We start from the raw sequence: 23,766 nt of genomic DNA, 5'->3' as shown, positions 1-23,766 counted from the left end.
TGGACAAAATGTTTTGCGCGCTAGCGGGACTATCTTGTTTTCAGATTCGCCCCGCCGACAATAAAATCCACCTACCCGCGGCAATAACCTCCCGGGTTTTATTACAGGTTACGGGCAATGTCCGCCGCGTCTCTGGCAATCATTTTTTCTTCATTGGTGGCGATGACGGCGATCGTCATCGAACCCGCTTTTGAAATCAGCCCGCTGCGACCACCGAACATCTGCTGATTGCGTGCCCCATCCAACACCAGTCCCAACGCCTGAAGCCGTTGTACGGTGAGTTCACGGATCAGCGCCGAGTTTTCGCCAATACCACCGGTAAAAATCAGTGCGTCGAAGCGTTTAAGAGACGTGACATGGCCGCCGATATGCCGGGCGAGTCGATGCACCATCACATCGATGGCCAGCGCCGCCCGTTCGTGCCCCGCAGCACGGGCTTCCTGCAACGTTCGGCAATCGCTGGACAATCCGGAGATACCCATTAATCCGGACTGGCTGTTAACCATTTTGTACAGGGCGTCGAGAGACTGCCCCGTGCACTTCGCCAGATAGGCGGCGACACCAAAATCCAGATCGCCGCAGCGCGTGCCCATAACCAGCCCTTCCAGCGGCGTCATGCCCATCGATGTATCGACACTCTCGCCGTTCTGCACGGCGCAAAGTGACGACCCATTTCCCAGGTGGGCAATCACGATACCGTGATCCGCCGGGTCCAGATCCAATGCGTTGAGCGCTTCGCTGGCGATAAAACGATGGGAAGTACCGTGGAAGCCGTAGCGACGCACCTGATAGTCACGCTGGTAATCCAGTGGAATAGCATAGGTATACGCCGCCGGGGATAACGTCTGATGGAACGCGGTATCGAACACCGCGATCTGCGGCAGTGCAGGCAGCAGCGCACGCGCCGCTTCAATTCCCATCAGGTTGGCGGGGTTATGCAGGGGCGCCAGTGCGGACAACGCACGGATTTTTTCAATCACCTCGTCGGTCACCCGCACCGAGCTTTTGAAATCACTGCCGCCGTGTGCCACGCGATGCCCGATAGCGGTAATGGTTTCCAGCAGTTGCTGCTGCGCAAGTGTCCCGAACAGGACGTGCAACGCACATTGATGGCTGGCTTCCGCCAGCGCCACGCGGGATGTATTACCGTCACGGTCTTTAAATGTCATGGTGGCATGATCAATCCCCAGCCGCTCTGCCAGGCCAGACAGCACCGGCTGGTCGGCATCCTGGGGGATGACCGAGAACTTCATTGAGGAAGAACCACAGTTAATCACTAATACACAAACTAAGGACATGATGACCCCTGAAATGGACTGCGATGAAAAATTAACGTGTTATTGCGAGGGGAAAACGCAGCGCGCTAAACCGCGCCAGCGCCTGGCGGGCGATGGACATATCGTCTTCCACGCTGCCACCGCTAATGCCAATGCCGCCGAGCAGGCATCCGCCCGACCAGCAGGGAAATCCGCCGCCGAAGCAACAAATCTCTTTTTCTTTATCAAGACCGTATAGCTCACCGCCCGGTTGTACTCGCGTCGCCAGTTCATGGGTCGCCATCTTCAGCGCCACGGCGGTCCAGGCCTTTTGTGGCGCCAGGGTATGGCTTACCAGCAGGGCGTTATCCATGCTAAAGAAGAACCGCTGCTGCCCGTGGGCATCCACCAGGCTAAAAACAATTGGCACATGGCAGGCCATGGCAGCCTCTTGCGCCAGCTTCGCCAGCAGCGCACAGTCTTCCAGGCTCAGGGGCATGTGCCGCTCCGGCAGTTGCGTGGCGATAGCGGCGGTGATCCAGTTGTCGAGAAAATCGTCGTGCGCAGCCATACATTACCCTCCTCTGAGCGCCGCTATTTGCCGTTAAGGTCAAGCGCGTCCACGATGCCCACCACGGCAGCATCAATCACCGAATGCTCTTTGCTGTTGCTCATCCGCGCCGAGCTGCCGGTGGTCACGATAACAATCTCGCCGTTACCCGCGCCGACGGTATCCACAGCCACCTGTGCATGGCCGGTAGGCCGATAGTTTTCATCCAGGCGCGCCACTATCAGCAGTTTCGAGCCGTTCAGGGAGACGTGTTTGGTGGTGGAAACTAACGCGCCAGTGACTTTTGCGAGATACATACTTCCTCCGGTTAGCCGTAAATAAGGGTGAGATTGCGCCGCTTGATTTCGTCTTTAGCGGCAGGGGTAATCAGCGTATCGCGCTCGACCCGCAATCCTTCGCCGGGGGCAAGCAGACGAATATCGCGCAGGGCGATTAAGCGTTTTTTACCGGCGAACGGCAGGCTGGTGAATGGCGCAGACTGGCTCACCGGGGGAGAGTCGATGTGGGCCATTTTTTTGCCCGAGAGCGTCACGCCGTAGCTTTCCAGCATGTGCGTATAACCCTCCAGCCGGGCTAACAGCGGCAGCGGTAAGCGGTTGTCATGGCACTGGGGATGCAGCGTGGCGATCGTCTGTTTACGCTGATGCAACGCCTGGAATACCGCCTCGCAAGCCAGGTTGTCGCGGATGCCCAGCGCAATTTTGCTCATACTGTTAATCGAGAGCGCCGGGAGATAGAGTGCGTCGTAATCACCGCTATGGTGGTCGAATCCGGCGCGAGAACCCCACTGGCGCAACCTGTCGATGCAGGCATCTTTCAGCGCCGACTGGCTGGCACTGTGAGAAAAACTCACCCATAACTGGTAGCCCGCCTGCTCGAGTGCCGCGAGACAGTTCAAGGTGTCAGGGAGCGAAGAAAGATCGTCGCCGGTCACTACCACCCGAACATTTTTTTGCGCGACGGACTGTGCCAACAATTCAGCGATCGCGCGGTCCAGCAGTTGCGATAAGGTCTGGCTGTCCATCGATTCTCACTTACCCCGCATTCATCGCGATGCCTAACGGCGTAACTAGCAGTGGCTCCACCGACGGAACCACATTTTTGCCCGTGTGTTTGCTAAACACTGCAGCAAACTGGCTGAAGCTGCTGGCGCCGCCCACCAGATAAATATTTTTCACCCGCTGCGTGGCGAGCCATCCCGACACCAGGCTGGCCATTTTTTGCGCCACCGGCAGCACCAGGGTAAAGACCTGCGCTTCCAGAGCCGGATCTTTCTTCATCTCTTCTGCCTCGGCATACGCCAGACCGAGCGCACCCGCGATAACCAGCGTCATGTGGCTGCCGCCGGTGGGTTCATCAGCGCTAAAGGTCACTTTGCCGCTTTTCAAAATGCTCATTCCGGTTGTCCCGCCCCCCACATCCACTACCGCACCGTTTTTGATATTCAGCGCACTGGCGGCGGCCACCGGTTCATCAAGCACTTTCGTGACGGTAAAGCCCGCAGACTCCACGACGTTGACGATCACCTTGGTGTTACCGTCAGAAATTCCCGGTGGAATCGCGGTCGCCGCGCGATCGAGGGTGCGGCCCAGTCTTTCCTCGAGGATCCTTTTCAGCCGCGAGACCACCCGGCTGGCAGTAAGGTAATCCACCACCACGCCGTCTTTCACCACACTGGAGGGGGATGTCACGCCCGCCACCGGTTGGTTATCCGCATCCACGACCACTATCGCGATATTGGCGGTACCGAGGTCCACCCCCACCTTCAACGCGCCGGTGCAGGGCCGACATTCGCCGCTGTCAATCAGCGCGGCCAGTTCGTGCAATCGGCGGTTTTCGGGGCTGTCAGCCATGGCGCACATCCTGTTTGATACCGCGCACCGTGTCGCCGTTACGCAGGCCGAAACCGTTGGCCTCCTCCACATCGATATGCAGTTCCAGCACGGCATCCGCCGTGACGCGCACCACCACGTGGCTCAGCACGCCGCCGCGTGGGCCGTTGGTCTGAACATCAATTTCCATCCCGTCGCGCAGGCCATGCAGCTCGGCTTCCTGCGGTGAAACATGGATATGGCGCCAGGCCACAATCATGCCGTTGTGCTTCACCACGCGTCCTTTCGGGCCGATGATGTCAATCCCTGGCGATTCCAACAGATCGCCCGACATGCGAACGGGCGCTTTGGCACCCAGCGCGAAACCATCGGCGACGGAGATTTCCACCTGAGTGGTTTTACGCAACGGGCCTAATACCCGCACTTTGCTCAGTTCACCTTTCGGACCGCGCAGCGTCACCATCTCTTCGGCAGCATATTGCCCAGGCTGTTTGACCGCTTTAAAACGGGTCAGCGTTGAGCCGTACCCAAACAGAATGTCCATATCCTCCCGGCACAGGTGGACGTGACGGTTCGACACGCCCACCGGGATCTCCAGCGCAACGGGCGCGGTGGCGGACGCCGCCGGGCTTTTACGGGCAGCGAGCTCATGCAGGATTTGTTGGGTGATCCATTCAGCTTGTTGTTCGGTGTAATTCATAACGGAAACGACCTGATCATTGGGTTAACTCATGGGTACTGAGCGTCTGTACATCAGGATAGGGAGTAACGACGCCCGATATTTGTTGTTCGACAGGACTTTTTTGCCTGCTTCATGCAGGCAGGACAAACGTATCCAGTTAGCCAGTCACCTGATCGATGAGGGCTTCCACATCCTGTGGGTTAACAGGCCGTGGGTTTGATGCCGTGCAGCCGTCAACCAGCGCGGAACTCACCAGTGCCGCGCGTAGCGTGCTGATCTTCGCCCGTTCAATGCCCAACGCGTTTAGCGTGGCGGGAATACCGAAATGGCGGTTAATCTGCCGGATAGCCTGCGTCATCTGCGCGATAGCCTGCTCGGGAACGGCATGATCGATCCCCATGATCTGCGCACAGCGGTGGTAGCGGTCGCGGGTGTGTGTGGAAGCCTGTTTGCTGTTGAAGTCGATAATAATCGGCAGCAGCATGGCATTAATTTTGCCGTGGGGAATATGCAACATACCGCCAATGGCATGGGCCATGCCGTGGACCAGTCCCAGCCCGGCGGCGTTAAACGCCATGCCGGCCATGCAAGAGGCATTGTGCATATGAGTACGCGCCAGAATGTCTTTTTCATCGTTGAACACCTGCGGCAGGTAGCGCCAGGTGAGCGCGATGGATTTTTCCGCCAGCGCATCGCTAAAGTCGTTCGCGCCGGTGGCGACAAACGCCTCGATGGCGTGAGTCAGCACATCCATACCGGTATCCACCGCCACATGGCGCGGGACGGTTAATACCAGGTTGGGATCGAGAATGGCAATATCCGGCACCAGATGCCCGGAGATCAGCGGGTATTTACGCCCGTTTTTCGGATCGGAAATGATCGCGTAAGAGGTCACCTCTGAACCGGATCCACTGGTGGTGGGAATAGCGATAAGATCGATGTGATGACTGGCGAAATACTCCTCCAGCGTCACTTTGATGCCTTTCGCTGCATCCAGCGACGACCCCCCGCCGAGGGCAATAATCACCTCAGGTTTAAAGGTTTTAAAATGCGCCGCACCCGCGGTCAAAATATCAATATCAGGATCGGGTTTAACCTCGCCAAAAATAGACACCGACGCCTGGGGCATGTAATTAATCAAATAACGGGTTTTACCTGACGTCACCATAAAATCGTCGGTGACAATACCGACGCGTTTGCCATTAAACTGGCTCAGCGAGGTAATCGCCTCCTCACCAAAATAGATATCAGGGCAGGAAAAAGAATAACTGGCCATGTGTTAAAACCTTTATCAGGATACCGGCACGGTAAGCAGCAATAAACGATGGGGTTAAGCTAACATGGCATTATTTGTGAGAGGCTAAGGATGTTTGTGCAGCTGGAGGATTATTTTGCGCGATTGATTTGCCGTGGGCAAAAAAGTCCTTCACCGAATAAAAAACCCGATCTAAACAGGTCGGCATAAGGCAGGATCTCTCGACGAACAGGGGATCGCTGCCACAGCATCCGCGCCTGCAAAAACGCAAAAAGCGCCACCGCAATTCATCTTTGCGAGGCGCTTTCCAAAAATCCGCTATAAGTGCGTTTATCTCGCCAGCGACACCAGCATCTTCAGGCTCGCAGAGTAGTAATCCTCTTTGGTGGTGATCTGCGGCTCGCCCGCCGGGAGTTGCCCCATCGTGAAGTCGCGCACCGCCAGCAAACCGCCGTCCATCATGTACGGGGCCGGATCGTTGGTGGTGATGTTCACCCAGGCAGGCGTCTGAGTCCGCGTAAAACGTCCCCAGTAAGCGTTATACGGTGCCAGCAGCGGGCTGGCGGGCTGCGCCCATTTCACGTACAGCGGCACCCGAATTGCATCGTAACTAAAGCGCGCGGGCCACTCTTTGGCCGGAGCGACGCGCCCGTCGGCATACAGCGACACCCAGTCTGCCGGAAGCTGCGGATTGCCAAAGCGCATTTTCACCAGCAGCTTTTGCCCGTCATTGATCAGTTCCCGCCACACGGTCAAATGACTGCGTTGGGCGAAATCTTCCCACGCCGGGAAGATAAAATACGACGGGTTGAGATTAACGTAGCTGTTGAGGTTAAAGCCTTTCGCACCGGGCAGCATCACGCGATACCCGGCAAAACTGATGACGTTCCGCGCCACCAGCGACTTAGTAATTGCATCCGAGGCGTTCAGGTAGGCGTTGTCCTTCCACTGGGTGCCCGCTTTCAGCAGCGCCCAGGCGATAAAGGTGTCGCCGTCGGTGGCGTTGTTTTTATCGACAATCGGATCGGCGGCAACCGGGTTATAGCGCCAGTAAAACAGGCCCGTCTCCGGGTTTTGCAGATTTTTTTTCGTCCAGCCCCAGATCTTGTCAAAGCTTGCCCGATCGTTATTACGCACCGCCATCATCATGGCGAAGCCCTGGCCTTCGGTATGGCTCACGCTGTTGTTGCCGGTATCAATGATCCGGCCATCCGCCATCAAAAAGCGTGCTTTGTAACTGTCCCAGGCGCTGCCGGCGATCGCCGGGTAACTGCATATCAGCCCCAGCACCAGAAGCAAGGTTTTACTTCGCTGCCACATGCCTGTTCCTTACTGATTATTTTGATATCTGAAGTGGATAACCGTAGCCGAGGGCGATGCCTCCCGCCACAGGGAAACATGGGATTTACCACCCTGCTCACGCATCCAGCGTGCGTACAGCCCTTCCAGTACCGCGCTGAACGCGTGGTTCCATGCAAGCTGCTGCGCCGGTTCAGCCGGAACCGGCAGCGCCATATGGCTGATGCGGATCGCCGTGTCGCTGGCATCGATATCAATCACGCCCCAGTCAAACGCCGCCAGACGGGCGTTGATCTGCGCTTCAAGCTCACCGACGGTATGCGCAGGGGTGAGCGGGAAACGCTCGGCCAGCGTCTCCCCCATCTGCACGAGGAACGGGTGACTTTGCGCCTCGCCGACGTTCGCCACCATCCCTTCAATCATCACGTGGAGCAGTGAAAACCAACCCGACCGGGACTGTTGATTCTGGTAATACTGCAAAAGCTGCTGGTCATTCATCACTTGTTCCCCAGAAGGTAGCGGAAGTAGAGGTTGGCTGTACTTTCGTTGTAATCGCCAAAGGTGTCATAGCCAATCTGCCCGCCGATACTCATGTCTTTATTGAGTTTGTAGTCGGTTGAGGCGCGCAGGTTATACCCCATGCCGTTCTTGCTGCTGCCGCTGTAGAACGACTCTTTGGCAAAGCCGCGAGCGACATAATCTTCCAGCTGGCGCTGCATGGCGGCATCGGTCGGGAAGTACGGGCTCTCATCCTGGGAGTAGGACTGATAGCCAATCGACGCGCCCAACCCCAGCTTCCAGTTGTCGAACTTCTGGGTGTAATCCACCGGGAAGGCGACGCTGACGTAGTCCTGCGGGCTGAAATAGCCCCCCTGACCGTAGCTGAAGTAGCTCAGGTTTTTGTCGAAGTTCATATAACTCATGTTGATGCCAGTTTTTAACTCGCGATCGTCTGAGTAATACGGGCGGAAATAGACCCCCGCCGAGCCGTTAACGCTGGTGTTGCTCGGGACGTTCTCCCCGACGTAATCGTACACGCCAAAACCGGCATAGAAGCCCGCATCGGCATTGTCATAGCTGAGCTGCGCGCTGCCACCGTTTTTGGTGACCTGGCCCCACTTCTTGCCGCTGTATTTGTCTTCCACACCGACATACGACAGCAGGCTGTCCACCACCGCACGACGTTCACCCACCAGCACCAGCTTGAGGTAATCGGTCAGCTGCGGGGACCACTGCACACCACCCACGACGGTATTCAGATCCTGGCCCAGCGGCGTGGATCCGACATCAATTTTGTACTGATCCCCGGTGAGCGCCATCGCCACTTCAACGCCGGACGCGCTTTGCGAGCCCTGCGAAGGCACCTTAATTTTGTCGAGATTCGGCAGCTCCGGCGGCGTGGTGGTTGAGGCGTTATACACCTCTTCGGCCACTTCGCCCTGGATCAGCGCCCCGGTACCAAAACGACGGCTGGATTCATCGGACGAGCTACCGGCATCGAGGGTTATCGGCGACACGTTGACGTCCAGACGCGAATCGCCAAACGGCACGGTGGACCACTGCAGCGGGGCCTTAAATTCGGTGAGCTTGCTGAGCCCCTCTTCGCCGTCACGGGAGCGCATTGCCGTTGAGCCACGCGCCCAGGTGGCGGTTTTGTCGACCAGCATCTCCATCATATTATCCACCTGACGCAGCGTGCCGGCCTGCGCCGTCTCGACCGGTAAATCGGTGCGCACGGTGCCCGGCGGGGCGGTCTGTGGATTACGCGCCAGCTGGGCCACCTGCCACGGCATCGCTTCGCCATACAGCGACGAGGAGGTGGTCAGATCGCCCGCGCGGGTGGTGCCGACAAACGGGTTGTCGGCTAAGGCCAGGCCGCCCAGCATCGGTGCGGTTTCGCCGCTGTTGTCCTTCAGACCCAGCAGGCGTCCGCGCGCGGTGCGCAGGTAGCTCATGGCCTGCTGATGGTTACCTTCGGCCTCTGAGACACGGGCCAGCAGCAGCAGGCGTTCCGGCGTGCTGTCGTTTTTCAGCCCGGCGGTCAGTTGCTTCGCTTTGTCCACATCGTTGTTGGCTAACGCCACATTAATGGCCCCGGCACGCGCATCCTGCTGCGGCGTGTCGCGGGTCATCAGGTAGTCGTATACCACGCCGGCTTCTTTGTTCATCTTGCCGGACTGATACACGCGCGCCATCGCAAACATCAGATCGGTGTTTTGCGGATCGTTTTGCATCGCGCGGATCAGCTTGTCGTAGGCCGCCGCGTAGTTGCCCTGAGTGCGCAGGCGATCGACATCGTTGATCACGTAGCCGTTGCGAAGGCTGGCCAGCTGCGTAGGGGTGCTGCGCGACTGGAGTTCCGGGTTGGCAAGCCAGGCCTGAGCTTCACTGCCCAGCCCCGCCTGATTCAACACGGTCACCTGATCGGCATAATCTCCGGCGTTACCCTGCACGCCGCGGCGCATGTTATCCCGCACCACGCTCACCGCGCTGGTCACATCCCCACTCTGCGCCAGCATCCGCGCCAGCTTGCCCGCATCTGCCGGGCTTTCTGGTGGACGCACCGCCAGCGCTTTCAGGGTGTTGGCTGCCGCCGCCCGGTCGCCCTGGGCCAGATAACGTTCAGCCACGTTCATCTGCAGGTTGTAATTCACCCGCTGCGACAGCTCGCGCATATCCCGATTCTGGCTGCTGGCCGGAATCCGCGACAGCAGGGTCTGGGACTGCTGCCAGGCATTGTTTTCGCTGGCGAACAGGGCAGCCGCATACAGTTCACTGGCGCTGGCGTTCGGCCGGAACGACGGTGCCATAGCATTTGCCGCTTCTGCGTCACGGCCCTGCTTCTGCAGCAGACGGGCCAGATCCAGACGTAGCCACGGATCGGCCGGATAGCGCGTTGTGCCTTGCGACAGCAGGGCGATAGCGCGTTGCGGATCGCCATTGGCCACCGCCTGCTGCGCCTGACGACGCAGCGGATCGGTCGGGTTGCCGCCGCCGGAGACACGCGGCTGGAGCTTAGCCTGCAGGCTGGCGGGCAGGGTTTGCAGCATCGCCTGCGCCTCAGCCGTTTTGTTTTGCTCGCGCAACACATAGTACAGGTTTTCGCGAGCCGCGCCGTTATTCGGCTGCTCCGTTAACAACCCGCGCAGCGTCTGCTCGGCAGTGGTGTAGTCCTTGTTATGTCGCTGGACGTCGGCGCGGAACAGCTTCGCGGCCGCCCCTTGCTCGCCGCTTCGCTGAGCCAGCGGTGCGCTCAGGACCAGCGCCTGGCTGATATTGCCTTGCTTGTAGGCCGCCTGCGCCTGGGCAAGCTGACCATAAAACTCGGCATCCACCGCCTGCTGCTTGCGCTCATCAGAGGCAGAGCCGCCCAGACTGGCAGCGCGATTCAGGTACTGCGCACCTGCGGCGTAGTCACCCTTACGCAGGGCAACGTAGCCCATCCCGGCCAGCGCGTCGGCATCTTCCGGATTGGTCTGTAAAACCTGTTCAAACTGGCTGCGGGCGGTGTCGGTATTGCCGCTGTTCAGCGCCTCAAAGCCCTCACCTTTTGCCGCGCCGCCGATGCTCTTGCGGTAATAATCCCGCAGCGCAGTATCGTTCGGGTGGCGCTGGATATAGGTCTGGTACAGGGCGTCATCACCCGCCTGTGGCCCCAGCCACAGCAGCGCCTGACGCAGGGATCGATCCGCATCCTGACTGCCGCTCGCCAGATCCTGCAGGACGTTAATCCCTTCCCGGCGCGTGCTTTCCTGATAGGTCAGCACTTTGCCCAGCGCAATTTTGATGTTGTTATCCTGGGGATATTGCACCCGCAGCTGGCGCAGCTCGCTCACCGCCTGCGGATAGAGGGATTTGTCCCCCGCCATCGTCAGATAATATTCCGGGGCCAGGCTCGGCGGCGGCTGACTGCCGCTAAACAGGTTCTGCCAGGTGGCCAGCGCGGCCGGAATGTTACCGCTGCGCGCCTGCTGACGGGCCAGCTCCAGCTGACCGCGCGGCACCTGCTGCATCTGTTTGGCATTGTCCAGCGCCTGCAAATTAGCATCCTGCGGCGAGACCGCCGTTAAGCGCGCACGCCACTGCTCGGCGCCTTTAATGTCACCGGCCTGCTGCGACCACAGGGCCATCAGGTAGAGCGCCTGAGTATTGTTGGCATCCACCATCAGCACTTTTTTCAGCGATTCCATCGCCAGCTCATCGTGAGATTTTTCGTGCCAGTAGTTCGCCTGATCGAACAGCGCTTTCAGTGCCGGGTTATTGGCGTCTGCCGCCTGGGCAGCGTTGATGCCCCCCAGCGCCAGGCCACTGAACAGACAAAGTAAAGGCAGATGTCTGGCGGTTTTGCGCTTATTTTCCATTTTGTTACCACCTTTACTCACGATCTGAATCCTGAGGGTTAAGACGTTTGTGCGCACGTTTTTTGAGGATCGAGTAGAGACTCAAACCGATAATCGACGCAAACAGCAGTCCAAAAATCGCCAGCATGGCGGAGTGCTGCGCGGCATACCACACCACCATCATGTACCAGGGCATCTGGCCACTTGGGAACTGGGGTCCGACCCGGAAACTGCGCACGCCGTTTTCATCGGTTATGATCGCGGTATCGCCACGGATCCCGGCGTTAATGCGGGCAGAATTAAGATCGTTATGCAGGCGAGAAAGCTGTTCATCGTTGCTGCCAATGGCCATCACCACCAGCCGCGATGGGTTCCACTGGGAGCGGAAGCTGACAAATCCGCGCCAGGCTTCATTCGACGAGAAGTAGCGGTCGGCATCAACGCTTGAGGCTTTCCAGTCGCCTTCCAGCCAGCTTTGCACTTTTTCCAGCAGCTTCGGTTCACGCACGCCAAAGGTATGCTCCTGACTGACAAAAGGCGACTGGGCCAGCAGTGCCCGGTTAAAGGCGCTTTGGTTCAGGGTGGAGACCGCCAGCACGTCGCTGTCGCTCAGGCGCAGCAGGTTCGCCCCGCCGGACGGCAGGCCAAACATCACGCGGTTGTTATTGAGCGTGGTGCCGGTGGCGTTACCTGAACGCGCGGCCAGATCCAGCAGGGTGCTGATCTCATTTTCGCTTGGGTTTTCCGGCAGCAGCAGTACCGTCTGGGAGAAGTCCGCCAGACGAGTGAACGGGAATGAAGCACCCACGAAGTAGGAGAGATTCGGCAGCAGCGTGAAGTGACGCGTTTTGGTCAAATCAATCTGGGCGTCGTCATCGATACGACTCTTGATGTTGTTATTGAGTAATACGCTGCACGGCGCCGTCTCTTTGGTGGCGATGTTGAAGTACAGCTGCAGCTGGTTATCGCCGTAAATCAAATACGGCTCCAGCGGCATCTCTAACGTTTCCTGACGTGCATCGCCGCCAAGCTTGTGCCACAAACCTTCGAGCAGACCCTGCTTGTTGACCGGCAGGTTGCGCAGGAACGCACCGTTAAAGGTCATCGACAGATAGGAACGATCTTCGTCAATCCAGCTCTCGGACGGGAAACGGTAGGCGATTTTCAGCGGAATAGTGTCGCCATCCCACATAAACAGATCCGGTGCCGCGCGGAACGCCAGGGTCAGCGGTTCGTGCCAGATGCCGGTCACGGTCATGCTCTGGTCTTTGCGGACCAGCTCGCTCAGCAGTACCGGGCGTTCGGTGGAGATCCAGCGCGGCGCATCGTAAGGTTTGCTGAGCGGGATATTTTGCGCGTCAACCGGGGCACTGACCGTCTGGGTGTTGAACTGCCCCCGCGTCAGGCGCCACGCGGCGCTTTTCAGCTGTTGCTCGTTATTGCCCACCACCAGCAGCAGCTTGTAGATAGGGTTGCCGGGATTATCGATGATTTTGAGCGTCGCCCCGCTGCTGGCGGGCAGCGTCACGCCGCCAATCGTCTCGCCGGGTTTACCGAACAGCACGCCGTTTTTTTCCGGCAGGCGATCGTGCAGTACCTCAAACGAGATGCCGCGATAGTCCGCCTCAATCCCCAGCCAGGACGCGAGCAGCGATGCCGCCCCCACCTGCTCCGGCAGGGTGTTGGCCGGGAACGCGAACGCCATGGTGGCGGGCGTCATCTGCATCGCATCAAAGAATGGACGCGGGAAATGGCTGAGATCCGCGCCGATATTCAGCTGCTGCGCCTCCAGATCGAGGCGGGTCGTTGGCATGACGGTGACCTGATAGCTGTCGGAGATATCCCGCTGGCACAGCAGCGCATCACCGTCGTTAATTTTGAAGCTGATGTTGTTGCGTGACACCACCATCGCCGCCGGGATATCCAGCTGGTAGCTCGAGACGTTTGTGTCTGCCGCACCCAGCGGCACCGTGCCCAGCGGCTGGCCGTTGAGCATCAGCTGCATGGTGGTGTTACGTGCCGCCATCGCCGGAGAGACTTTCAGGTTCAGCTCCAGCTGGGCGTTGGTGATCACCTGGTCGGCCGAGAGCGTAAAATCGATCCCGCCCTGCAGCTGACCACCGCTCAGCACCACGCCATTGGGCTGGCCCATCTGCGCGACGGTAATGCTGCTGGTGGTGCCGGGAGTGATGCCCATCGGAACCGGGTTCGCCGTAAGGGCATCGGGAGTCGGGATCGCGTCCGCAACTGCAGGCGCGTCCATTGCCGGTTCGGGATCGGCCGCGGCCGGAGTCTCGGCTGCAGGTGTTGCATCCATCACCGGCGGCGGGAGATCCACCGGCAGCAGTGACTCGACGGGGGTCGGCTCTTCCGCCCTGACGGGCAGAGCCAGCACGCTGCACACCATCAGCATCTGGAAAGCTTTACGGGTCATCCCTTTCATACCGCGGTATCCTCGCTGGCACTTTTTCTGCGGCGCGCTTCGTCCTGACGTCGACGGCTGTTCTCGCGCCGTGACTTCCAGGTCAGCCAGAACAGATCGAAGACGCTACGAATAATAATAAACAGCGAGCGGAACGGGTTGTCCTGCGGCTTGAGTGGATTGATCCACGCATCAGCCCGGGTCAGCACCACGCGCACCAGCTCACGGCGACGGTCCAGTGGGATCTCATCAAACATCAGGCGAATGTATTGCTCATCATGCGCAATCACGCTAACCGGAATACTGATCGTACCGGACTGCAGCTGCAGCTCGATCTCTTCAATCTCATCGGTCAGATGGCGATCGTCCACGGTCACAATACGGCACCCGCCCATCGACAAATCGGCGGTGTGGCTGCGAGAAGAGATGCCGCTGGCGTAGTGGATAACGACCGGCACGCTGACATCAATACGGATGGTTTTACGCGTCTGACGGGTTTCACGCGCTACCGCAATGGCGGCCAGCAGGAAGATTAAGCTGTACAGCCCCCAGCCCACGTTTAAGGCAATAACCATCGGGTCGACGTTGAAATAGTCATGGGCAATGGCCCGCGCAATCCCGGCAATCACCCCCGCCGCCAGCAGGACCGCAATAACCAGATGCGGACGCACAATGCTGAAGTCGAAATAACCTACATCGAGCAACGCGCCTTTATCCGTCACGTTAAACTTGCCGCGTTTCGGGAATATCAGCGTAATAATGGTCGGCAAAATTAAATGGAAGGCCAGCACCAGGTCGTAAATTTCGCCCCAGAAGCTATAGCGGAAGCGTCCATTCAGCCGCGAGCTGACGTAAATACATAAGAACAGGTGCGGCAACATATAGGCAAAAATAAGGCTCGCCGACGAGTGGATAATATTCAGGTTGAACAGCAGATAGGCGAGCGGCGCGGTCAGGAACGCCACGCGCGGCAAGGCAAACTGGAAGGAGAGCATTGCGTTGAGATAGCACAGACGCTGCTGCCATTTTAAGCCCCGGCCAAACAGCGGGTTATCGACGCGCAAAATTTGCGTCATGCCGCGCGCCCAGCGGGTACGCTGAATCACGTGAACCACCAGACGCTCGGTGGCTAACCCGGCCGCCAGCGGGATATCGAGATACGCCGACTTCCAGCCCAGACGCTGCATCTTCAGTGCGGTGTGAGCATCTTCGGTAACCGTTTCTACCGCAAAGCCGCCAATCTCTTCTAACGCTGAACGGCGGATAACCGCACAGGAGCCGCAGAAAAAGGTCGCGTTCCAGTTGTCGTTTCCGCGCTGAATTTGCCCGTAAAACAGCTGGCCTTCGTTAGGAATATCGCGGCCCGCCGACAGGTTACGCTCGAACGGATCCGGCGAGTAAAAGTGGTGCGGGGTCTGCATCAGCGCCAGTTTTGGATCGACGAGGAACGCCCCGACGGTGGCCTGCAGGAAGATACGCGTCGCCACGTGATCGCAGTCAAAGACGCAAATCAGCTCGCCTTTGGTCAGCTTCATGGCGTGGTTGAGGTTGCCCGCTTTGGCGTGGGAGTTATCATTACGCGTGATGTAACCGACCCCGACGTTGGCCGCAAAGACCGCAAACTCATTACGTTTGCCGTCATCAAGCAGATAGATCCTGAGCTTATCCGCCGGATAATCCAGGCACTGGGCGGCCAGCACCGTATCGCGCACCACGTCCAGACTTTCGTTGTACGAAGGAATATAAATATCCACCGTCGGCCACGTCGACATATCTTCGGGCAATGGCACAATCTTGCGCTGGAGCGGATATAGATTCTGCAGATAGCTCAGTAAAATCGTGACCCAAATATAGAGTTCAGCGATAAATAACCCGATCCCAAGTATGGCTTCTATTTCGGAATTAAAGTGCAGCGTCTGCGTCGCCCGAAACCAGATATATCGGGTGGACATGAGCACCGCCACCACCATCATGATTATCGAAATACGGTGATTTTTGCTGAACCCTAACAAGACCAATACGCCGATACTGATTAAGCCAAAGATATATTGTTTCTGGCTGTCCATCGGGGTAATAACTATCAGTACCGCAATTGGCAATAACACCAGAAGCAGTAAATAAAACAGCACCTTTTTCATAGGACGTCCTGAAATTGTCGTCAGAAATTAGAAGTTTTCAGGTTAGCGTGCACTGCGCCGTCACCCACATTAACCCCCAACATACCCGCAATACGTTTGCTCACCAGTTCGATATCAAACGCAGCCGCCGAGGTGGCGTTGAAATCCAGGATCGATTGCTGTGACGCATTCGCCTCCGCCACGCTTTCATCCCGATTGATCACCCCCAGCAGGCGATCGCCGAGGCGCTGCTGTAAAAAGGCGGTGACATCGCGACTGATATGGCGACGACTGTCACTCTGGTTCACCAGGAACGAATAGCCCGCCGGGTTCTTCGGCGGCGTGCCGCCGGTCAGGCGGTGGTTTTCAATATGCGGCAGCAGCGACAGGGAGGCGGTATCGGCCAGCAGCGTCACCAGATGCATATCCGCCAGCGGAGAGATCGCTTTAAGCGCCGGATTCGGCCCCGGTGGGAAGTCGGCAAGAACGATCAGCCCCGGATAGTTCAGCAAGGAACTTAAGCCGCGCATCAGGAAATGGCTGTCGGTGGTGAGATTATGCTCGAACATGATGCGCTGCTCTTCCGTCACTTCCCCGTAAGGCAGAACGAACATGTTGCTGCCCGCAGTGAGCACTGACTGACTCCAGTCGGCAGATTCATTGGCCCGGGCAACGTACCCGCGTCCATCGGACAGCGGCACGCCAAAATGCAGACGCAAGGCGTTCTGCACATCAAAATCAATGGCCAGGACTTTACTGCCGGAACGCGCCAGGGCGTAAGCAAGGTTGGCCGTGACCGTGGTTTTTCCCACTCCGCCTTTTGGCGAGCAAATACACACTAACGGCATGAAGCGATTTTCTCCAGGAGCGGTTGTAACGGAAGGTCTTTGACCGGATGGCTGACGCGGGCGGTGGCTTTGGTGGCAAACAGCTGCTCAAAGCGCACAGGCTCGGCGGGCGCAGGTGCGGCCAGCGGCGCAGCAGGTGCAACAGCAACAGGCGCGATCTGCGGCGCGGGTGCGGCCACGGGCGTCGGTGCTGGCTGAATCAGCGGCTGTGGCGCAGCGGCAGGCGCTTGCGGGATCAGCTGTTCAAACAGCGAGGGTGCAGGCACTGCCGGATCCGGCATTGGGGCAATTGGGGCCTGCGCGAAAGGCGCAAATGCGGCCTCCAGTTCGCCAGGCTTGAGCGGCTGAGGAACGGGCACGGCTACGCTGCCGGCTTTTGCCAGCGCCGAGTCACTATTGCCGCCCGCAAGCTGATTGATAATCGCCCAGTCGCTGGTCGCAGCGTTCTGCTTTTGCGCTGAGAAATCTTTGAACTTGATGTCACCCGTGCGCGTTTTATCCTTAAAACGCTGCAAATCATCATAATTTTTCATGGCACTACTCTTGATTTACAAACCAATGTGTTCGTACCTGAGCGATGTGCCAGGACAGCGTTTGAGGGAATTAAAACAGTCAAAGGGTTGATATTGCACATCGTCATGGGGGCTTCCCTTCGCACGTTTTAACATTTTGAGAGCGAATGACTAATACATTTTACGTAGTGCTAATAATATGTACAAGCTTATCGACTGATTGCAAAATTTCTCTACTTTCTTTGCTTAATTAACCACAACATAAATATAAAACAGCGATTTAAATCAAAAATCCAGCAAACAAGACCACCTGACTAACAGTTTAAAACATTTTATAGCGAAAAATAATGATAAGCGGAGTTTATGAATGAATTTCCATCGCCCCTTTTTTTAACGTGCCGCGGGATGGTTTCTGCGCATTACCCCGTCGCGCCAGACATCAGACGTGTGTATTATTCACTCTCGTTCTGACAACAACTATCCTTAACTCAAATACTTAAGCGGCAAAGCGAACAGCACGATGAGCACACCGATCAAACGGCTAGAAATCATTAAAAATGCCATTGAACTTGAAGATGACGACATCATTGCAAGCCAGCTGGCACGGTTAAAAAGCGAAGCGTTTGACGATGAGCTGCTGGCGATCGTCGTGGCGCTTGAGCATAAAAACTACACCGCCGCGCTGGCGGCCATCACCGGCTGGCTGCAAAATCAGCGGGCCCTCGCCCCATGGCGCGATCCGCAGCTTGCCGCCAGCAAGCTGGAGCTGAAGGCGCTCGAGGAACGCCTGCGCGATCTGATCGATCGCCGCAATGCCCGCGTGCAGCAGCTGGATGAATTTAACGATCTCTATTTCTCGCGCCTCGGCCCCCTGATGACGCAAATTCTCGCCCTGCGCAAAACGCTGGCAGAACTCAATCTGCGCCGCCAGCAGGCGGAAGCCCGTCGCCGGGAGGCGGACTATCGCCGCTGCCAGCAGTATGTGGCCCAGGCAGTAGAGGTGCTGACCACCCTCACCGGCCACTGGCGCGATCTGCCTGCCGAGTCGGTGCAGGCGGCCGGGGCGCGTAAGCATCTGCAGCAGCAGAGCAACCTGATCGCCAACCTGCTGGCCGAAGCCCAGGAGCTGGAGACGGGCCTCACCCGGGAAGAGGAGCCCGCCCGCCAGGCGCGTGACGAGGCTAACGACGAGTACGAAAAATACCGCGAGCAGCATCACGATGCCGAGGTGCGTCTGCGTAAAGGCAAGGATCTGTCAGAAGAGGATCAGAATGAGTTAAAACGGCTCTGGCGCCAGGCGAGTAAGCTCTGCCACCCCGATCTGGTGGCGGACGATCTGAAAGAAGAGGCCAACGCCATGATGGTGCAGCTGAATCAGGCCAGGCAGCGCGGCGACGTGAAAACTATCCGCTCGCTGGTCGCCCGTCTGCATCAGGGGTTTGAACCGCTGATGGCCAGCGACCGTCTCAACGATCTGACGCGGCTGCGCAAAAAGATGGCCCAGGTGCGCGAGCAAATCGACACCCTGGTGAGCGAGCTGGCGGAGCTGGAGAAAGAAGAGTCCTGGCTACTGGTCTCCTCGCTGAGCAATATGGACGTCTACTTTGCCCAGCAGGAGAAAGCCCTGCACGAGGTGCGCGCCGCCCTTCAACATCAGGTCAGCACCGCGCAGCTCGACGACGTGGCCTGATTATTTGGCGTGCCAGTAAGCGCTGGCACGCACCAGTTTCTGGTCGATAGCGTCGGTTTCAAACTGGCGACTCAGGTTTTTCACCACCTTCCCTTCCCCGGTCAGCCAGATAAAGTAATCTTCGGCGGGTACGCTGAGCGTCGCCAGATGGTCGGCCACCGCCTGTTCGCTATGCCCTACCACCCAGTGGATATTGAACTCGCTCAGGTGTGCCAGATAATCCTTATACGAAGCGTCACCCACCGTCACCACCGCATGGACTTCCGGGCGAACCGGCAGTTTTGCAATGGCCTCTAAACGACGGCGCAGCGCGGGCATGCCCGACTCATCGCACACATAGAGCTGCCAGGCGTAATCTTCCGGCACCACCAGCGATCCGCGCGGTCCGCCGATCGAAAGCTCGTCACCGACGTTAGCCTCCATCGCCCAGCCGCTGGCAACGCCCCCGTCGTGGATAAAGAAATCGAGCGCCAGCTCGTGGCGGGCAGCATCATACAGCGGGGTGTAATCACGCGCCTGCGGACGCACGCCATCGCCCCAGTCCACGCCTTCGTCGGTCACCACCGGGGGAACGAATGTCGTACCCGGCTGTGGGAAAAAGACTTTGGAATGGTCGTCGAAGCCGCGGGAGCTAAAGCCGTCGAGCGCCTCGCCGCCTAAGACGATGCGCTGAAAACCGGCGCTGATGCGCTCGACGCGCAGCACGTTCAGCGCACGAAAGCGCAGCTCATTGCGAACACGTTGGGGGTAGCGGGTAGCGGTCATGTTTATCCCTTTATCCTGTGAATACGATATATCGAAATTAATTTTAAATGATAATGATTGCTAACAACAAAAAATGCAAGATTTTTTAGATTGCATCTAAAACTAACTTAGATATAAATTAGATATATCAAATAAAAGGAAATCCTATGCGACATGCACACGAAGGCGGCGGACGCCGTCAGCGCTTTTTTGGTCACGGCGAGTTAAGGCTGGTGATTCTGGACCTCCTGACCCGCAATGCCAGCCACGGTTACGAGCTGATTAAAGACATCGAAAGCATGACTCAGGGGAACTACACGCCGAGCCCTGGCGTGATCTACCCGACGCTCGATTTCCTGCAGGAACAGGCGTTTATCACTATCACCGAAGAAGAAAACGGGCGCAAACAGATTGCTATCACCGTGGCCGGGCAGCGCTGGCTGGATGAGAACCTGGACCAGCTTGAGAACATCCAGGCGCGTATTAAAGCCCGCTGCGTGGGCTTCCAGCTGCGTAAAAACCCGCAGATGAAGCGGGCGTTAGATAATTTTAAAGCGGTGCTGGATTTGAAGGTCAATCAGGAAGGGCTGAGCGACGCGCAGCTGAAACAGATCATCGCTGTTATCGACCGTGCGTCGCTGGAGATCAATCAGCTCGATTAAACCAGCGCGCCCTCACGCACGCGGAAGACTTTAACCAGCGCTTTCAGGTGCAATGCCTGCTCATTCAGCGCCGCCGCCGCCGCAACGGACTCTTCCACCAGGGCGGAGTTCTGCTGGGTGGTGGAGTCAATCAGGCCAATCGCGCTGTTAATCTGTGAAATCCCCTCGGTCTGCTCGTGGCTGGCCTGGCGGATTTCCCGCAGGATCACATCCATCTCTTCCACGTTGCCGACCATCCCGTTAATCAGCCCGCTGGCTTTTTCCACCAGGTTCATCCCGTCCTGAGTCTGGCTGGTTGAGCTTTCAATCAGCTGGCGAATTTCACTGGCCGACGAGGCGCTTTTTTGCGCCAGCTGACGCACTTCGCCCGCGACCACCGCAAACCCGCGCCCGTGCTCACCGGCACGTGCCGCTTCCACCGCCGCGTTGAGCGCCAGAATGTTGGTCTGGAAGGCAATCGAGTCGATCAGGTTGATGATGTCGGACATGCGGGTAGAGGTTTCGTTAATCAGGCGCATTTTTTGCGTGACCTGCTTCATCATCTCGCCGTTGTGTTTCACCACCGTTGCGGCATCGGCAGACAGATTTGTCGCTTCCCCGGTGTGCGCGGCGGTGTTTTTCACCGTCGCGGTGATCTGCTCCATCGAGGCTGCGGTCTGTTCTACGGAACTGGCCTGCTCTTCGGTGCGCGCCGCCAGATCCTGGTTACCGGCCACAATCTGCGCCGCCGCGCTGGAGATGTTCTCCGAGCCGGATTGCACCTGCTGCACAATCTCCAGCAGTCGGGTTTTCATCTCCATCAGGGCATGGAGCAACAGACCGGTTTCGTCTTTGGCACGCGTGGAGATGTTGCGGGTTAAATCCCCCTCCGCGATGGCTTCAGCAAAGCTCACCGCTTCGCCCAGTGGGCGCGTAATCGAGCGCACGATAAACCAGCCCATCGCACTACCGGCCAGCACGCTGACCAGAGTCAGTAAAATCAGCATCAGGCGGTTGGTGTGATAATCCGCATCGACCTGCTGGCCCGCGCTCTGCATCTCGGCGTCTTGCACCGCGATCAGCTCCTGCACCTTGGCTTTGTAGGCACTTTGCAGCTTAACGGTGTGGGTCATCATCTCCTGAATCGCCCCGGCGCGATCGTTGTTCTGCACGAATTGCAGAATGCGGTAGCGGGAATCCAGATACTGCTGGCGCACCTCGCCGATCCCGGCCAGGATTTGCTGCGATTTTTGGTCCGGCAGCGCGCTGTTCAGCGCCTTGAGGATAAGGGTGATCTGTTCGCTGATGGTCTTCAGGCGCTGCTGCGACTCTGCAGCATAGGTTCCCTGGTCATCCAGTAGCATCAGCTGTTGCGTGCTAACAAATTCCTGAAAATTATCGATCAGCTGGTTGGCTTTTACCGTCGTGGGGTAGTCGTTAACAATAATGGCTTGCATCTCATTATTCGCCCGATTCAGGCTCAGCAGGGAGAGCGTTGCGCTCGCCACCATCAGGATAATAAATAACCCAAAGGCCAGAAATAATTTTGTGCCAATCTTTACGCCATGTAAGAACATATATACTCCATCAATGTGATTATTTCTCAGACGATCATCGTTATCGGTAACACTTTCGCTAACTTTATGAGATTGATCGTTTTTTTATTTGATAATGACATTATGGATAGGTCACACCTATTGAAGTTCCCGCATCGATCGTTATATAGCCAACGCAGCAAGTGCGCTGAAACACAATGGTGTGAGATTGCCTTAGGGTGTGATAAATAACTTTCCAGCTTATTTTAGTTATTTAATATTAATTTAACATTGTCGGATCACTATTCCGACAATTAAAGAAATAAAAAAGCCGCTTATTCCTCGCGAAATACACGGCTTTACTGGAACATTACTGACTCAATGGAGAACCGTGACCGCGTCTTTCAGTCTCCCGGCACGATGCTTCACCATCGCCGAGACGCGCGCGCTCTCTTCGACCAGATCGGCATTTTTCTTGGTGATACCGTCCAGCTCCGCCACAGCACGGGTTAAGTCGTTCAGGCCCGTGGCCTGTTCCGATGTTGAATGGCTGATCTTCGCAATCAGGCGGGTGACATTTTGCACCTGCTCGACGATATCATCCATGGTGCGTCCTGCGGCGTGAACCTGATCGGAGCCGGACTGCACCTTACTGGCGCTGGCATCAATCAGCTTGCGGATGTCGTTCGCGGCGTTGGCGCTGCGGCTGGCCAGATGGCGGACTTCACCCGCCACCACCGCAAATCCTTTACCCTGTTCACCCGCACGCGCGGCCTCAACCGCGGCGTTCAGCGCCAGAATATTGGTCTGGAAGGCGATATCGTTAATCAGGGTGGTGATGGATCCAATGCGCTGGGTGCTGTCGGCAATTTCATCCATGGTCTTCACCACGGTCTGCATCGCGTTACCGCCCTCGCTTGCCGCTCCGCTCGCCGCCATCGACAGCTTGTCGGCGGCAACGGCGGTTTCGGAGTTGCTCTGCACCGACGCTGCCATCTGATTCATGGTGGCGACCGTCTGTTGGACGTTAGCCACCGTCTGGCGCGTGCGGTCATTCAGATCTTCGTTACCTTTCGCCAGCCGCTCACTACCGTCACGCACGCTCACCACCTGGCTGGAGACATCATTGATCAGCCAGCGGCACATCAGACCCAGTTGGCCTACCGAGCGCAGCGTCAGCCCCAGCTCGTCGCTGCGGTTCAGATGATCTACCGTATGCCGCTCGCCGGTTGCCACCTTCAGCGCCTGACGCGCCACGTTCTCAACCGGACGGACAATCTGCTGCTCAAACAGCAGCGTGCCCAGCAGCATCACCAGCGCACTGGCGGCAAGCGGTATCCATCCTGCATCGGTGGCATACAGGGAGCCCGCCAGCAGCAGAAACAGCGCGGCCATCACGCTACGCGTCCGCCAGCGCAGCGGCATGGCGGGGAGTTTGCCGGTCCAGCCTTTTGCGCAGACCAGCCCTTTATGAATGCGCTTGTTGCTGCGCCCTGCGTTCAGGGCCTGATACAGCGGCTCCACGGCGGCAATTTCGGCGTCCGTTGCCCGGGTGCGAATCGACATATAGCCCGTCACCTGCCCGCCCCGCACCATTGGCACGGCGTTGGCGCGCACCCAGTAATGATCGCCATTCTTGCGCCGGTTTTTGACGATCCCGCTCCAGGGCTCCCCCTGCTGCAGCGTGTACCACATATCGGCGAATGCGGCTTTTGGCATGTCCGGATGGCGCACCAGGTTGTGCGGTTGCCCCAGCAGCTCATCGAGTTGGTAACCACTCACTTTCACGAAGGTATCGTTGGTGTGGGTCATGTAGCTGTTGAGATCGGTGGTGGACATTAAGGTGGTGTCATCGTCCAGAGGATAGTCATTCTGAGTGACATAAGGTTGAGCGGACATAGCAGGCATCCCTTGCAGGTTATTTGAATGTTAATTTTTAGGGTTAATCTTTTTTCGGCGGTAAAAAATTTATCTTTAGTTGTTAAAACCGATCGCGATCTCAAATTTTGGTTAAACCGCACT

Annotated in this window: 19 protein-coding genes; 2 read left to right on the top strand and 17 right to left on the bottom strand. The window is 57.6% G+C overall.

The features are described 5' to 3' along the window. Positions 1 to 101: 101 nt before the first annotated feature. The 14 genes from tdcD to bcsO all read right to left on the bottom strand — a co-directional run bounded on the left by tdcD (position 102) and on the right by bcsO (position 17,155). Positions 102 to 1,298 (bottom strand): propionate kinase, encoded by a 1,197-nt coding sequence (gene tdcD / locus M8014_RS21855; RefSeq protein WP_271284462.1) that lies wholly within the window; start codon positions 1,296 to 1,298, stop codon positions 102 to 104. A 31-nt stretch (positions 1,299 to 1,329) separates the two neighbouring features. After that, a complete protein-coding gene (locus M8014_RS21850; RefSeq protein ID WP_271284461.1) occupies positions 1,330 to 1,827 on the bottom strand; it encodes a GlcG/HbpS family heme-binding protein in 498 nt (165 codons plus the stop codon). A gap of 23 nt (positions 1,828 to 1,850) precedes the next feature. Then, on the bottom strand, positions 1,851 to 2,123 hold the full coding sequence (locus tag M8014_RS21845; protein WP_271284460.1) for a EutN/CcmL family microcompartment protein: 273 nt from the start codon (positions 2,121 to 2,123) through the stop codon (positions 1,851 to 1,853). Between the two features lie 11 nt (positions 2,124 to 2,134). Then, on the bottom strand, positions 2,135 to 2,851 hold the full coding sequence (locus tag M8014_RS21840) for a flavoprotein (protein ID WP_271284459.1): 717 nt from the start codon (positions 2,849 to 2,851) through the stop codon (positions 2,135 to 2,137). 10 nt (positions 2,852 to 2,861) lie between these two features. Beyond that, complete coding sequence (eutJ, locus tag M8014_RS21835; RefSeq protein ID WP_271284458.1) at positions 2,862 to 3,680, bottom strand: ethanolamine utilization protein EutJ; 819 nt, start codon at positions 3,678 to 3,680, stop codon at positions 2,862 to 2,864. Further along, a complete protein-coding gene (locus M8014_RS21830) occupies positions 3,673 to 4,359 on the bottom strand; it encodes a phosphate propanoyltransferase (protein WP_271284457.1) in 687 nt (228 codons plus the stop codon). The genes eutJ and M8014_RS21830 overlap by 8 nt, the downstream gene beginning before the upstream one ends. Before the next feature lie 139 nt (positions 4,360 to 4,498). Then, positions 4,499 to 5,617 carry a 1-propanol dehydrogenase PduQ gene (locus M8014_RS21825; RefSeq protein WP_271284456.1) on the bottom strand — a complete coding sequence of 373 codons (1,119 nt, stop codon included), beginning with the start codon at positions 5,615 to 5,617 and terminating at the stop codon, positions 4,499 to 4,501. Between the two features lie 309 nt (positions 5,618 to 5,926). Next, entirely contained in the window at positions 5,927 to 6,916 is a 990-nt protein-coding gene (locus M8014_RS21820) for a family 8 glycosyl hydrolase (protein ID WP_271284455.1), read from the bottom strand. Between the two features lie 9 nt (positions 6,917 to 6,925). After that, positions 6,926 to 7,393 (bottom strand): cellulose biosynthesis protein BcsD, encoded by a 468-nt coding sequence (gene bcsD, locus M8014_RS21815; protein ID WP_271284454.1) that lies wholly within the window; start codon positions 7,391 to 7,393, stop codon positions 6,926 to 6,928. Beyond that, positions 7,393 to 11,256 (bottom strand): cellulose biosynthesis protein BcsC, encoded by a 3,864-nt coding sequence (locus tag M8014_RS21810; protein ID WP_271284631.1) that lies wholly within the window; start codon positions 11,254 to 11,256, stop codon positions 7,393 to 7,395. Before M8014_RS21810 ends, bcsD begins: the two co-directional genes overlap by 1 nt. A 13-nt stretch (positions 11,257 to 11,269) precedes the next feature. Continuing rightward, positions 11,270 to 13,678, bottom strand: coding sequence for a cellulose biosynthesis cyclic di-GMP-binding regulatory protein BcsB (gene bcsB, locus M8014_RS21805; protein WP_271284453.1), 2,409 nt, complete (start codon positions 13,676 to 13,678; stop codon positions 11,270 to 11,272). Further along, on the bottom strand, positions 13,675 to 15,795 hold the full coding sequence (gene bcsA, locus M8014_RS21800; RefSeq protein WP_271284452.1) for a UDP-forming cellulose synthase catalytic subunit: 2,121 nt from the start codon (positions 15,793 to 15,795) through the stop codon (positions 13,675 to 13,677). The genes bcsB and bcsA overlap by 4 nt, the downstream gene beginning before the upstream one ends. A gap of 20 nt (positions 15,796 to 15,815) precedes the next feature. After that, on the bottom strand, positions 15,816 to 16,622 hold the full coding sequence (gene bcsQ / locus M8014_RS21795) for a cellulose biosynthesis protein BcsQ (protein WP_271284451.1): 807 nt from the start codon (positions 16,620 to 16,622) through the stop codon (positions 15,816 to 15,818). Continuing rightward, the gene (bcsO, locus tag M8014_RS21790) at positions 16,613 to 17,155 is read right to left on the bottom strand and encodes a cellulose biosynthesis protein BcsO (protein WP_271284450.1); all 543 of its coding nucleotides are present in this window, start codon (positions 17,153 to 17,155) and stop codon (positions 16,613 to 16,615) included. Before bcsO ends, bcsQ begins: the two co-directional genes overlap by 10 nt. A 499-nt stretch (positions 17,156 to 17,654) precedes the next feature. Here bcsO and M8014_RS21785 point away from each other — a divergent pair, with 499 nt between their 5' ends. After that, positions 17,655 to 18,824, top strand: coding sequence for a coiled-coil domain-containing protein (locus M8014_RS21785; RefSeq protein WP_271284449.1), 1,170 nt, complete (start codon positions 17,655 to 17,657; stop codon positions 18,822 to 18,824). Here the strand turns inward: M8014_RS21785 and M8014_RS21780 are convergent, their stop codons facing one another. After that, positions 18,825 to 19,589 (bottom strand): siderophore-interacting protein, encoded by a 765-nt coding sequence (locus M8014_RS21780; protein ID WP_271284448.1) that lies wholly within the window; start codon positions 19,587 to 19,589, stop codon positions 18,825 to 18,827. A 146-nt stretch (positions 19,590 to 19,735) separates the two neighbouring features. Between M8014_RS21780 and M8014_RS21775 the strand changes: the two genes are divergently transcribed. Continuing rightward, positions 19,736 to 20,230, top strand: coding sequence for a PadR family transcriptional regulator (locus M8014_RS21775; protein WP_271284447.1), 495 nt, complete (start codon positions 19,736 to 19,738; stop codon positions 20,228 to 20,230). Here M8014_RS21775 and M8014_RS21770 read toward each other — a convergent pair. Both M8014_RS21770 and M8014_RS21765 read right to left on the bottom strand, forming a co-directional pair. After that, complete coding sequence (locus M8014_RS21770) at positions 20,227 to 21,786, bottom strand: methyl-accepting chemotaxis protein (RefSeq protein WP_271284446.1); 1,560 nt, start codon at positions 21,784 to 21,786, stop codon at positions 20,227 to 20,229. The genes M8014_RS21775 and M8014_RS21770 overlap by 4 nt on opposite strands. Before the next feature lie 336 nt (positions 21,787 to 22,122). After that, complete coding sequence (locus M8014_RS21765) at positions 22,123 to 23,643, bottom strand: methyl-accepting chemotaxis protein (RefSeq protein WP_271284445.1); 1,521 nt, start codon at positions 23,641 to 23,643, stop codon at positions 22,123 to 22,125. Positions 23,644 to 23,766 lie beyond the last annotated feature (123 nt).

Origin of the sequence: Silvania hatchlandensis (assembly GCF_025564065.1) — a bacterium.
Classification (GTDB): Bacteria; Pseudomonadota; Gammaproteobacteria; order Enterobacterales; family Enterobacteriaceae; genus Enterobacter; species Enterobacter hatchlandensis.
The sequence above is the reverse complement of the archived record's forward strand: the minus strand, read 5'-3'. Positions and strand labels throughout refer to the sequence as shown.